Annotated in this window: 13 protein-coding genes; 8 read left to right on the forward strand and 5 right to left on the reverse strand. The window is 54.6% G+C overall.

The features are described 5' to 3' along the window. The first annotated feature begins 2 nt into the window (after positions 1 to 2). Positions 3 to 764, forward strand: a complete 762-nt coding sequence (locus CZ787_RS02015) for an alpha/beta hydrolase (RefSeq protein ID WP_087105658.1) — start codon at positions 3 to 5, stop codon at positions 762 to 764. A gap of 156 nt (positions 765 to 920) precedes the next feature. Here the strand turns inward: CZ787_RS02015 and map are convergent, their stop codons facing one another. From map to CZ787_RS02030, 3 genes are all read right to left on the reverse strand, one after another. Beyond that, entirely contained in the window at positions 921 to 1694 is a 774-nt protein-coding gene (gene map, locus CZ787_RS02020) for a type I methionyl aminopeptidase (protein ID WP_087105659.1), read from the reverse strand. After that, complete coding sequence (locus tag CZ787_RS02025) at positions 1687 to 1893, reverse strand: ParD-like family protein (protein WP_087105660.1); 207 nt, start codon at positions 1891 to 1893, stop codon at positions 1687 to 1689. Before CZ787_RS02025 ends, map begins: the two co-directional genes overlap by 8 nt. A gap of 116 nt (positions 1894 to 2009) precedes the next feature. Further along, positions 2010 to 3413, reverse strand: coding sequence for a PLP-dependent aminotransferase family protein (locus tag CZ787_RS02030; protein WP_087105661.1), 1404 nt, complete (start codon positions 3411 to 3413; stop codon positions 2010 to 2012). A gap of 163 nt (positions 3414 to 3576) precedes the next feature. On the opposite strand from CZ787_RS02030, the gene CZ787_RS02035 reads away from it, so the two are divergent. Beyond that, a complete protein-coding gene (locus CZ787_RS02035; protein ID WP_176372154.1) occupies positions 3577 to 4665 on the forward strand; it encodes a TlpA family protein disulfide reductase in 1089 nt (362 codons plus the stop codon). A gap of 84 nt (positions 4666 to 4749) precedes the next feature. Beyond that, complete coding sequence (locus tag CZ787_RS02040) at positions 4750 to 6855, forward strand: protein-disulfide reductase DsbD family protein (RefSeq protein ID WP_217883829.1); 2106 nt, start codon at positions 4750 to 4752, stop codon at positions 6853 to 6855. Between the two features lie 140 nt (positions 6856 to 6995). On the opposite strand, the gene CZ787_RS02045 is transcribed toward CZ787_RS02040, so the two are convergent. Continuing rightward, the gene (locus CZ787_RS02045; RefSeq protein WP_087105663.1) at positions 6996 to 7541 is read right to left on the reverse strand and encodes a cysteine hydrolase family protein; all 546 of its coding nucleotides are present in this window, start codon (positions 7539 to 7541) and stop codon (positions 6996 to 6998) included. An 80-nt stretch (positions 7542 to 7621) separates the two neighbouring features. After that, positions 7622 to 8500, reverse strand: a complete 879-nt coding sequence (locus tag CZ787_RS02050) for an MBL fold metallo-hydrolase (protein ID WP_087105664.1) — start codon at positions 8498 to 8500, stop codon at positions 7622 to 7624. 147 nt (positions 8501 to 8647) lie between these two features. Here CZ787_RS02050 and CZ787_RS02055 point away from each other — a divergent pair, with 147 nt between their 5' ends. The 5 genes from CZ787_RS02055 (at position 8648) to CZ787_RS02075 (ending at position 12507) form a co-directional block, all read left to right on the forward strand. Then, on the forward strand, positions 8648 to 9601 hold the full coding sequence (locus CZ787_RS02055) for a GlxA family transcriptional regulator (RefSeq protein ID WP_087105665.1): 954 nt from the start codon (positions 8648 to 8650) through the stop codon (positions 9599 to 9601). Between the two features lie 86 nt (positions 9602 to 9687). Then, entirely contained in the window at positions 9688 to 10038 is a 351-nt protein-coding gene (locus CZ787_RS02060; RefSeq protein WP_087105666.1) for an ArsR/SmtB family transcription factor, read from the forward strand. A gap of 5 nt (positions 10039 to 10043) precedes the next feature. Beyond that, positions 10044 to 10457, forward strand: a complete 414-nt coding sequence (gene arsC, locus CZ787_RS02065; protein WP_087105667.1) for an arsenate reductase (glutaredoxin) — start codon at positions 10044 to 10046, stop codon at positions 10455 to 10457. Beyond that, on the forward strand, positions 10454 to 11182 hold the full coding sequence (gene arsH / locus CZ787_RS02070) for an arsenical resistance protein ArsH (RefSeq protein WP_087105668.1): 729 nt from the start codon (positions 10454 to 10456) through the stop codon (positions 11180 to 11182). The genes arsC and arsH overlap by 4 nt, the downstream gene beginning before the upstream one ends. Before the next feature lie 14 nt (positions 11183 to 11196). Beyond that, positions 11197 to 12507 (forward strand): arsenic transporter, encoded by a 1311-nt coding sequence (locus tag CZ787_RS02075; RefSeq protein WP_087105669.1) that lies wholly within the window; start codon positions 11197 to 11199, stop codon positions 12505 to 12507. Positions 12508 to 12623: the final 116 nt, after the last annotated feature.

Here is a 12623-nt window from a genome sequence, read left to right on the forward strand (position 1 = left end):
GCATGACAGAGCTAACGCCGGATCTGGCCTACTCACCGAGCCATTTTGCGTCAGAGTTTGAATCCACTCTTACACGTCAGGCAGATGCCGGACGCACGCTAAGGGACCTCCATCCACCGATAACGGTCGCCTATGGCGACCATCCGGCGGCGTGCCTTAACCTGTTTATTCCGCCGGGAGAAGGCCCGTGGCCTTTGATGGTATTCATTCACGGTGGCTACTGGCAGGAGCTTGACCACACTGCCACGGATTTTCTGGCCGAGCGCTATCTGGCACGGGGAATGGCCTTCGCCTCAATAGGCTATGGCTTAGCCCCAACCCACACCATTGAAAACATGATTACTCAGTGCATTCAGGGGCTAGAAGCGGCCTACCACGCGCTGGCAGAAAGCGGCGGCGTGTGGTCCATCACCCTGGGAGGCCATAGCGCGGGCGCCCAACTGGCTTACTGGGTAGCTGTTAGCGGCCGGGTTCCTATTGATAAGCTGGTGCTGGTCAGCGGTGTTTATGACCTTACGCCGCTGGTAGAAACCTACGTTAACGCTCCCCTAAAGCTGACCAAAGCACAGGCACGCGCACTTAGCCCTCAGTTTGGCGAGCTGACCGCACTGCCCACCTGCCAGATTGTGGTTGCCGAAAACGACCCGCCCGCGTTTCATCAGCAGGGACACAATTTTATAGCGCTGCTACGCGCAGCCAACGTCCAAGCAGAGCTGATTGAGCTGCCGGGGTGCGATCACTTTGATGTGCTGGAGTATTTGTAAGCGATAGCCGAGCTCACAATAACCACGCCGTTACTTTCTAGCGACGGCATGGAGTTTTTAATACCACAGTCTCTCAAAAACCTGCTTTAACGTCCGCCCGGCTAGTTTTCAGATGACTTGTCATAGGTCACCTTGCATCGCCTAACTGGTTAAAGATTAAACACGCTCTTCATCGCGCAGCGTTAGCACCTCAACACCCTCGGCCGTCACTGCCACCGTATGCTCCCACTGCGCGGATAAGGACTTGTCGCTGGTCACGACTGTCCAGCCATCTTTTTTGATTTTTACCTTGGCTTTGCCTTGGTTAATCATGGGTTCGATGGTGAATACCATGCCCTCTTTCAATACCACGCCGTGCCCTGGCTTTCCGTAGTGCACGACTTCAGGCTCTTCATGCATTTCCTGGCCGATGCCGTGGCCGCAATATTCACGCACCACCGAGTAGCCGTTCTGTTCCGCATGCCGCTGGATCGCATGGCCTACATCACCCAGTGTTGCCCCCGGTTTAACCGCGTGGATGCCCTTCCACAGCGCCTCATAGGTTTTATCGACCAGGCGCTTGGCAATAGGCTTTACCTCACCCAACATGTACATCTTGCTTGAATCGGCAATATAGCCGTTCTTCTCAAGCGTGATATCAATGTTAACGATATCGCCTGATTTTAGCGTGAGTGTCTCGGAGGGAGCGCCATGACACACCACCTGGTTCACAGACGCATTCAGCACATATTGATAATCGTATTGCCCTTTGCTGGCCGGGCGAGCCTTTAGCTCATCTACGATATAACGCTCGGCCCAGTCGTTGATCTGCATGGTGGTGACACCCGGCTCGATTAACGTATCAAGATAACCAAACACCTGCGCCAGCAAGCGTCCTGCTTCGCGCATCAGCGTCAACTCTTCTGCACTTTTCAGCGGTACGTTATCCACCGATCACCTGCCTTACTTCAATGTCTGCCTGTTGCATCTGCTCGCGCATAATGTCGGTGAAGGTCATGCCTGGATTAGCCTCTGCCAGCATACCCACCTTAATCCAATACTCCGCCTGTGCGTTGATCGAACGCACCATGACCGAGCTGGCTTTACGAATATCTTCGTGTAGCTGGTCGTTGATTTTTACGATACCCATGGAATGCCTTGATATATGAAACGTATATAAAGCATATATTAGAATAAGAATACCCAGCAAGCGACCTGGTTAAGCCGACGTTCTATAGGAGTGATTTTTCAGTTGCAGATACACTATTAGCGATGACGAGCGACAAGCGCGGCCAACGGCGGATAGCCTTCTTCAAGCGCAGGGCTCGATAGGTTAGTGACGCCCAAGAGCAATCCTTTTCGCGCATTGGCTTGTGTGGCGTACCAGGGAGATAACGGCGCCGGTGCAAGGTTAAAGGCCGCCGCCGCTTCGGCAATGCCAACATCGTCGGTATCATCAGCCAGGGCGAGCAACAGCGACAAGCCCGCCATATGATTGACTGAAGCCGTGCTATCCATGAGTGCAAGCAGCGCATTCCGGCGCTGTATATACAAACGTTTCATACGCCGAATATGGCGCAAGTAATGCCCGTCGCGCAAAAACTCCGCAACGGCTAGCTGGCTAGGCAGTGCAGACGCGGGTGACAATGCGGCTGCCGTATCTCCCGCGCGCTCCGACAATCTCGCAGGTACCACCATGAAACCGAGCCGCAATCGTGGGCTGATGGTTTTACTGAAAGTACCCATGTGAATCACTCTTTCGTCATGGTCCAGCGAGGCCAGTGCGGGCGCTGCCTGGCCGCTTAACTGCAGCTCACTTAAATAATCATCTTCGATGACCCAGCTATCGTTTTCTTGAGCCCATGCTAATAACGCCTGGCGGCGAGCCAGCGACAACTGCATACCCAGCGGTGCTTGTTGGCTTGGCGTCACAATCGCCAACCGGGCATCCGCAGCAAGCGCTATCCCTTGCTCCACACAAATCCCCTGGTCATCTACCGGAACAGGAACCGAGGTAAAGCCTGCCAGAGACAAAGCGTGCCTATTGAGTGGATAACAAGGGTCTTCAACCCACACCCGCTGTGAACCCGGGCGCAACAAGTGCAATGCCAAGCCCAGCGCACCCGCATATCCATTGGTGATGATGATCTGGTCTGCAGAACAAAGGAGACCGCGAGCCACGGCCAGATAGGCAGCAATTTCCTTGCGTAGTATCTGCTCTCCGCGTGGGTCAGGGTAACGCAGTGACTCGGCCACCGCCTGTCGTGAACCGCGCAGCATGATGCGCGACCACTGCTTAAAGGGAAAGCCATCTTGCGCAGGCACCCCCACTTGAAAAAGCTTGGGTGCGCTTTCCAGATCCTGATAGAGATCAGGCAGTGGCAGCCGAGAGGCCTCAGCTACCACTTTTGGTGCTGCGGGTAGCACGGAGCTAACAAAGGTGCCGGCGGCCCCTTTTGAGATGACTAAATGATCATCGCTCAGCCGATCATAAGCCGTTTTAATAGTGCCTCGCGAAACGCCCAGTTGCGTGGCAAGATCACGCCATGAAGGCAGCCGTGCGCCCTCATATAAATGCCCTTGTCGAATGGCATCAGCAATGCTGGACCGCACCTGCTCTGATAGAGATTGCTCGCCTTGGCGATTAAGTGAAAAACGAAGTTTACTCATCACTCCATGGTACATAGAAATCTATCAGACTTGGTGCTTTTTTTAGACCATAGAGTCTTTCACAATCACTACCTATCCTACTTTATTGTTCTAAATCTTTGTGCTAGTTCTTGAGTCAGCTCTTTGTGTTATCTCAGAACGATTTGCCAAAAGGATGAAATCAATGCGTATAGCAAACACGAAACTTTCAGCGGCGATACTGCTCGCCATGTTGGTCGGCTGCTTCGGTCCGGCACAAGCCACCGAGACCACTGAGCAACAAGACGCCGATCAAGCTTATGATCAAGATGCCGATGGTGAACAGCGTGCCAAAGCGGCTGGCGAATCCTTAATTGGCCAGCCAGGCCCCGAGCTGAGCATTACCACGCTGGATGGTGAGACTATTGATCTAGGCGCGCTATATGGCGAAAAACCCGTGTATATAAAGTTCTGGGCAACCTGGTGCGTGCCCTGCCGCCAGCAGATGCCCGGGTTCCAGGCATTTCAAGAAGCGCATGGTGATGATATCCAAGTCATCGCCGTGAACACCGGCTACGCTGACACCGAAGAGTCCGCACGTGTCTATCGCGAGGAAATGGGCCTGACCATGCCCATCACGGTAGATGACGGCACGCTAGCCGAAGCGCTGAATCTACGCGTTACCCCGCAGCACGTTCTGATTGATCGCAGTGGTCACATCACTCACATTGGCCATCGTGACGATCAAGCCCTGGAACAGGCGCTACAGGCAGTTCTTGAACCCGCTGATCCCGACTCAGCAGCGACCGAAGGAGCCGCCGTCAAGGATATCGACGCCAACGCTTTAACGGTGGGCGATGCGGTGACTCACCTTGATGTCACCACGCGTGACGGCAATACCATCGACCTGACTCGGAAGACGACAGACAAGCCACTGGGTGTGGTGTTTTTTGCCACGTGGTGTGAGCCTTATCTTGCCGAGAGCCAGCCAGAAACCTCCACCGCCTGCCGCCGCGTACGCGAAACCGTCAACCAGCTGAGCGAAGACCAAAGCGTACAGTGGGTAGGCATTATTTCTGGCCTCTGGACTCAAGAGTCCGATGTCGAAAGTTATCTTGATACCACCGAGACGGCGATACCGGTGTTGCTTGACGCCGAGGGCGATATACACCGTGCATTCGGCGTTCAGCAGATACCCACCGTTGTGTTAATTGATGCTGACGGCAAGATAACCGACAAGCTTGGACCACAAGACACCGCATTAGGCGAAGCTGTCGAGCGCCTCAGCCAATAAGCGTAAGCCACTCCGCGCAAGCCATAGCGCGGCCCCCCCCCCTTTCTTTACTGGAGCAGCCCGCCTCACGCGGGCTGATAGCCAATGCCCACGTTCCTTTATCGCTATTTTGTCCTTTTCTGCCTAGTGTTAATGCTGACTCCCCAGATCGGCGCTGCACAGGAGTTTCCCGGCATCTCGGGCGAAGTACTGATTAAGAGCACTTTGGTAGCGGAAACAGATCAACCGGCACCTGGCACCTCCAGCACGTTAGCCGTTTTCATGGAGCCGCAATCAGGTTGGCATGGGTATTGGAAACAGCCGGGTAGCATTGGCCTACCACCGCAGTTCAATTGGCAATTGCCGGAAGGTGTCAGCGTAGGCGATGCCGCTTACCCAGTACCGCAGACGCTAATGACTGGCGATCTGATGAACCATGTCTACGAACATCCTTATGCACTATTGTTGCCCATTGAAATTGATGCCTCTGTGCCCGCAGGGACCTCACTACCGATTAGCGTTGACTTCAACTACTTGGCTTGTCGCGCTGATGCTTGCATTCCAGAGGAAGCATCGCTTGCCACTACGCTGGTCGCAGGCGATGGCCACATTACGCCTGAGCGCAAAGCACGCTTCGATGAATGGCGACGCGAGCTTCCCAGGCCTCTCGGTTCGCAAGCCAGCTTTGTGACGACCGACGATAACCAGCTGCGTTTAAGCATCCCCTTGCCCACCAGCGTGGAACTAAACGATCCACACTTGTTTGTTGCCACCGACAACGTGGTTGATCCCGCGTCTGAGCAGGTTTTTAGTCGTGAAGGCGACACATTGATTATTGAAACCCAGTTGGCAAAATACTGGCAGACAGACAATCCACCTGACGAGTTCGAAGCACTTCTGTCACTGGGCAATGGAACCGGTTTAGCATTGGTTAGCCGTAGTGATGGTGCGCCAACGCCAAACGCAAGCACAGCTGGCGTACAAAGTAGTTCTACATTACTACTGACCGCATTTCTCGGTGCCATCCTCGGCGGCGTTCTGCTCAATATCATGCCCTGCGTTTTCCCTATTCTCAGCCTTAAGGTCCTTAGCCTTGCACGCCTGTCCGGTGGTCAACGCGAAGTCCGGCGTGAGGCGCTAGCCTATACCGCCGGTGTGGTCCTCGTTTGCTTGATACTGGGCGCAACGATTATTGCTCTGCGCGCAGCCGGTACTCACGTTGGCTGGGCATTCCAGTTGCAAGACCCACGGGTCATTGTGGTGCTTACGCTGTTGACTGCCGCGATTGGCTTTAACCTGGCAGGCCTTTTTGAACTAGGCTCCATCAATGCTGGCTCCAAACTGGCTAGCCAGGATGGCATGTCCGGCGCTTTCTGGACGGGCGTACTTGCCGCCTTTGTCGCAACACCTTGCTCCGGCCCATTTATGGCCACAGCGCTTGGCGCTGCCTTGGTACTCCCTACGGTTGCCGCACTGATGGTTTTCGTGGGCTTGGGCTTGGGCATTGCCTTACCGTTTTTGCTGCTTGGTTTCATACCGATACTTCGTCGCCGCCTTCCTCGGCCGGGCCCTTGGCTTGCAACCTTTCGGCATATCATGGCCATCCCAATGTTCCTAACCGCTTTAGCGTTAGCTTGGGTGCTTGGCCGCCAGCTCAGCAATAACGGCATGATTGCAAGCCTCGCTCTGATCTTACTACTGGCGATAGGACTTTGGTTCACCGGCCTGCGCCAACGCAATGGCAAGCGCTTGAGCTGGGTGCCGGCAGGACTCGCGGCCGTACTCACGCTGACGGGAAGCATCCTCGTTCCGGGCTCTTTTGCAGGGCACGAAGCGCCCATTAATGCAGCCGCAAATTCCCCCGCCACACGCACACTCGACTTTGACGCGGACCGCCTGGCCGAACTTCGGCAACAGGAGCAAACCATCTTTGTCTACTTTTCCGCAGACTGGTGCGTCACTTGCCATATGAACGAACAGCGAGCCATTGATATAGCCAGCACGCAACAAGCATTTGAGCAGGCGGATGTGATCACTATGAAAGGTGACTGGACCAATGGTGACCCAGCCATCACCGCTTTTTTGGAACAACACGGCCGCTCAGGAGTACCTCTCTACTTGTGGTACACGCCAGACCAAAAAGAGCCTGAAGTCCTTTCACAGATTCTTGCGCCAAATGTGTTATCGACGTTAGCGGGCAAGTCTGGTTAACCCGCACGGTTAACAGGTGCTGAACAGTTAGCAGGAGAACCGTGCGTAAGGCCGCCGTGGCGTCTTCCAAGCCTTGTTGTAATGCCTTGATACGAGAGGCTTCGGAGGCGGCGATGAGGCGGCCACGTAGAGCGATGGCGTTAGCCAACATACTGCTTTGTTGTAGTGACCGTACCGTAAGCAAATGCCAAGGCTGCCATTATCGTTGCGTGAACCTGAGGCGCTGGCACCGTCACGCCATCGAATTCAAGATCCAGCGTGGCGCAGGCATCGTGGATAATCGTTGTCTTGTAACCCAAATCCGACGCTGCACGGCTGGTGGCATCAATGCACATGTGGCTCATTGCGCCAATAATGACGACCTCCTCAATATTTTGCTGGTCCAACAGCTCTTGCAAACCGGTCTCACGAAACGAGTTAGGAAAATGCTTCACTAATACCGTTTCCTCGCCCAACGGCGCGACCATGGGGTGGATGGCTACCCCTTGCGTGCCGGGGGTGAAGAAAGGGATGTCTGGATCGGAAGATTCATGCTGAAAATAGACGACAAGATCGTTTGCCGACCGGGCATGTTCAATGACGTTAGCTGCATTCGTGGCAGCCTCTTCAATACCGTTCAGCAACAGCTTACCGCCGGGGAAATATTCATTCTGGATATCGACGACGATGATTGCGCGATTATTCATACTATCAATCCTTTTAGTAGCGTTTGCCAATAGGCTGGCAAGAAGAAGCAGGCCGCTATATAAAGAAGCGGCCCTTGGGATTAGAAGGAAATGACGTCACCATCGGCGGGAATCAATACGTGCTTTTGTATTCCCTCTTTCTGCACGTAATCGGCCAGTTCGTCACGGCTTAGCGTCATATGGTTTACGGCATCCATATGCACCGCGATGATGGTGGCATTCGGGGCCTTCTGATGGGTACGCAGCGTATCTTCTTTACCCATAATGATGGGATCACCTTCGAAACCGTCTACCTCGGCAGCACCGGTATTCAGCACGATCATCTCTGGGTTGTAGCGCTCCATTGCCTGCTCGACCTCATCGCGCCATACGCTATCGCCGACTAAATACGTCGTTTTCTGCCCCGGAGCTTCGAAGACGACACCCATGATGTCACCTAACGATTGCGCCAGTTCAGGCACAGCATAGAGAGCATCGGAGCCATGCTGGCCGCCCGTCTTGTGAAGCTGTACGCCGCCGAACTCGGCGCTGTCCTCAAGGATGCGCACATCGCTGAATCCCTGAGAGCGAATCAGCTCGGCATCAGCGGTATTCTGAGCGAACAAGGGAATGTCCTTTGGCAATTGCTCCTGCGCGGCGGCATCCCAGTGGTCGAGGTGCGTGTGAGTGACGATAACGGCGTCTATATCGCCGATCACATCTTCCACCGGCATTGGCAGCCCAACCAGCGGATTACGCAACTCGCTACGGTAGGTATCTTCAAAGCCCGGATAGGCGCCCTGCTCGGCCAGCATAGGATCAATCAGGAAAGTGGTGTCCCCATAGGTGATTTTCACCGTCGCATTGCGGATCTGCTGCACCTGCTGCGTTGCTTCCTGAGAGAGCGAGTCCGCGGATGCGCTATGGGCGATAAGAGCCGTGGCGATGGCGAGAGAACTAGCGAGGGTCTTGATTAGCATCTGTGTACTTCCTTCAATTTGTTGCTGGGTTAATGGAAAGTAGTTTAGAGAAGCTCAACCAACAAAAGAATTGGCCTGAAAGACATTTATCGAAACTTTCGGGCCATGGTGCTATCGTTTAAAAAAACACATAGCAGGAGTCGCGCTTTGTCTCTACCCAATGTCGGCCTGATCCTTCACCCACACTTCAGCCCCTTCCACTTCTCCGTGCCCTATATGGTGTTTGGTATAGCGTTGTCTGATCGCACGCTGTTCAATCTTTCCATTGTGGCACCTGGGGGGAATTCCATCGAAGGCGAACGGGCGATGACGGTGAAGCCCGATGGCGGTTTAGAACTGTTGGATAACATGGATATTGCGATAGTGCCTGGATGGCACGACCTGAATGAAGCACCGCCGCCAGAGTTGTGTGAGGCGCTCGTCCGCTGTCATGAGCGTGGCGCTCACGTCGTGGGGCTGTGTTACGGCACCTATGCGCTGGCTTACGCCGGGCTGTTGGATGGCAGACGGGCGTCGACCCACTGGATGGCCGAGCAAGATTTTAGTGGCCGCTTTCCCAACGTTAAGCTAGACACCAATGCGCTCTATGTGGAGGAAGACCGTCTAGTGACGTCGGCCGGTACCGCTGCTGGTCTGGATTGTTGCTTATTCCTGGTACGCGAATACTATGGCGCGCAGGTTGCCAACAAGGTGGCCCGTGCCATGATCGTTCCGCCCCACCGGGAAGGTGGGCAAGCGCAGTTCATAGAGCAACCTGTTGCCGCCTCAACTCAAGATGCGCATATCAATCGCCTGCTCGACTACCTGCGAGAAAACCTATCGGCATCGCATACTATCGACGAGCTTGCTGAGCGCACCGCCATGAGCCGGCGTACCTTTACGCGAAATTTCCACAAAGCCACCGGCATGACCGTCGTGGCGTGGCTAGTGAGCGAGCGGTTGCGGCGTGGACGCGAGCTTTTGGAAACCACCTCTTTGTCGGTAGAAGCGATTGCAGAAAAGGCGGGCTTTCACACGGCGACGTCTTTCCGCCAACATTTCCGGCAGCGCCATCAAGTTAGCCCACGCGATTGGCGCAAAACCTTTGGCGGCAACGCCTGATGATCAACGCTTACATCTAACATTCCAAGCAATGCACACAACATAATGTGGTTGCTATTTCCTAATATGTCTACAATACTGGACATATGGAAATTAAAAACGTCACGGCCAGTTTTAGTGCCCTTTCTCAGGAAACGCGTCTCGAAGCCTTTCGGCTTCTGGTACGCCATGAGCCCGAAGGTCTTCCTGCGGGGGAAATTGCACGTCAGTTATCGGTGCCACATAACACGATGTCGGCGCACCTTTCAGTGCTTTCACGGGCAGGATGGGTCAACTCTCGCCGGCAGAGCCGTTCCATTATCTATCGCGCTAATCTCGGCCATATGCAACAAACCCTAAGCTTTTTGATTCGCGATTGCTGTGCAGGCCACCCCGAGGTTTGTGAGCCGCTTTTGACGGCCTTCACTGACTGTTCTCTCAATACAGAGAAGGAATAACTCTTTTGAAAACGACTATTTATTACAACCCAGCCTGCGGAACATCACGCAATACATTAGCGATCATCGAAGCATCCGGTGAGACACCGCACGTCATCGAGTATCTAAAAACACCACTTGGTCGCGAGCGGCTGGTCGAACTGATCTCGATGATGGCGATTACCCCAAGAGAGTTACTGCGCCGCAAGGGCACGCCCTTTGAAGAGCTCAATCTAGATGATCCAGCATTAAGCGATGATCAACTGATAGACGCCATGATCGCGCACCCCATCCTGATCAATCGCCCCATTGTGGTAACAGAAAAAGGCGCACGCCTGTGCCGCCCTTCAGAGCGTGTACTCGAGTTATTGGCCAACCCAGTAACGATGTTTACCAAAGAAGATGGTGATGTAGTGCACCTTAAGGGCAGTCACCAATGAACGAACCTATCAGTTTCAACGACCTGCCCAACATTGATCTCCAAAAGCTCCAGCCGATTGACGTGGACGTATTGACGGGGCCCGATGCGCCGCGTCATTCCCCCAGGATTCTGGTGCTTTACGGCTCTCTGCGCGAACGCTCTTTTTCACGCTTGGCGTCCGAAGAAGCGGCGAGGTTGCTGCGCTGGTACGGCTGTGAAGTACGTACCTTTAACCCTTCTGGCTTACCGCTGCCAGATGATTCAGAGGCCGATCACCCGAAGGTAAAAGAGCTGCGCGACCTTGCCCAGTGGTCCGAAGGCATGCTGTGGGTCAGCCCCGAACGGCATGGTGCGATGACGGGGATTATGAAAACGCAAATAGACTGGATACCGCTATCGCTGGGCGGTGTTCGCCCTACTCAGGGTAAAACGCTGGCGGTGATGGAAGTGTCTGGCGGCAGCCAAAGCTTTAACGCCGTTAACCAGATGCGAATCCTCGGGCGTTGGATGCGCATGATCACCATCCCTAACCAATCCTCTGTCCCCAAAGCGTTCACCGAATTTGACGATGCCGGGCGCATGAAGCCCTCGCCTCTCTATATGCGTCTCGTCGATGTGTGCGAAGAACTTGTGAAATTCACCTGGTTGACGCGGGACAGGTCCGCCTATCTTACCGATCGCTATTCAGAGCGTGTCGAGAGCGCTGAAGAACTCTCTCGCCGCGTTAACCAAAACACTCACTGACGTAAGGTCCTTTCATGTTGGCACTGGCCATTTTTGTCGTCACCCTGGTTCTGGTGATCTGGCAGCCTAAAGGTTTGGGTATCGGGTGGAGCGCACTGGGCGGCGCTTTAGTGGCACTACTCATGGGCGTGGTGCATTTGGCTGATATCGTGGTGGTGTGGGACATCGTCTGGGATGCCACCTTTACGTTCGTTGCCCTGATTATCATTTCCCTGATTTTAGACGAAGCGGGATTCTTCGCCTGGGCAGCGCTGCACGTGGCGCGCTGGGGCAACGGACGCGGGCATCTGCTTTTCCCGCTGGTCGTGTTACTCGGCGCGGTCATTGCCGCCTTCTTCGCTAACGATGGTGCTGCCCTACTGCTGACGCCCATCGTTATCGCTATTCTTCTGCGCCTGAAGTTTGAACCGCCTGCGGCGCTGGCCTTCATTATTGCGACGGGGTTTATCGCCGATACCGCAAGCCTGCCCCTGGTGATCTCTAACCTCGTTAATATCGTCAGTGCCAACTACTTTGATATTGGCTTTGATCGCTATGCGGCAGTCATGGTGCCGGTGAACTTGGTGTCAATAACGGCCACGCTGGCCGTGCTGTGGATAGCCTTTGGCCGCCGCATTCCCAAACACTACGCCGTCGAAAACCTCGACCCACCGCGCTCGGCTATAAAGGACCCGCTCATCTTTCGAGTGGCGTTTCCGTTGCTGGCGACACTTCTGATCGCCTACTTCGTGACTGCCCCGCTGGGCATTCCCATCGCCTTTGTAACGGGAACAGCCGCCGTGCTGCTAATGGCAATTGCCGGACGCTGGTGGCAAGCAGGCCGCGGTGCCATCGTCTCCGTATCAGATGCGCTACGCGGTGCCCCTTGGCAAATAGTGCTGTTCTCAATCGGCATGTATCTCGTCGTCTACGGGCTGGGTAATGCAGGGCTGACGAACTATGGCGCGTTGGCGCTTGAGTGGCTGGCACAACAAGATAACTTTATCGCCACGCTGGGCACCGGCTTTCTATCGGCCATCGTGGCCTCAATAATGAACAATATGCCCTCGACACTGGTCGGCGCGCTGGCGATTGATCAAGCGAACGTGCCTGCAGTAACGCAGGAGCTGATGATCTACGCTAACGTCATTGGTAATGACCTGGGACCTAAGTTCACCCCGATTGGCAGCCTCGCCACCCTGCTCTGGCTACACGTGCTAGCGGGCAAGGGATACAAAATTGGCTGGGGCCAGTATATGAAAATCGGCCTGCTGATCACGCCGCCGGTGCTATTGGCAACGCTGGTTGCTTTGGCGCTTTGGTTGCCGGTGTTGTCTGCGGGGTGAGCTGACTAGGGATGTAGGTTGGATGGAAGCTAGGCAGGGTTTCTGGCTAGCTTCTGGTATCGGCCGAGGTTGTGTGAAAACCTAAAAATCAGCTGCCGATAACAGTATCCAGTCGT

The organism is Halomonas citrativorans (assembly GCF_900163645.1).
GTDB classification, from domain to species: domain Bacteria; phylum Pseudomonadota; class Gammaproteobacteria; order Pseudomonadales; family Halomonadaceae; genus Vreelandella; species Vreelandella citrativorans.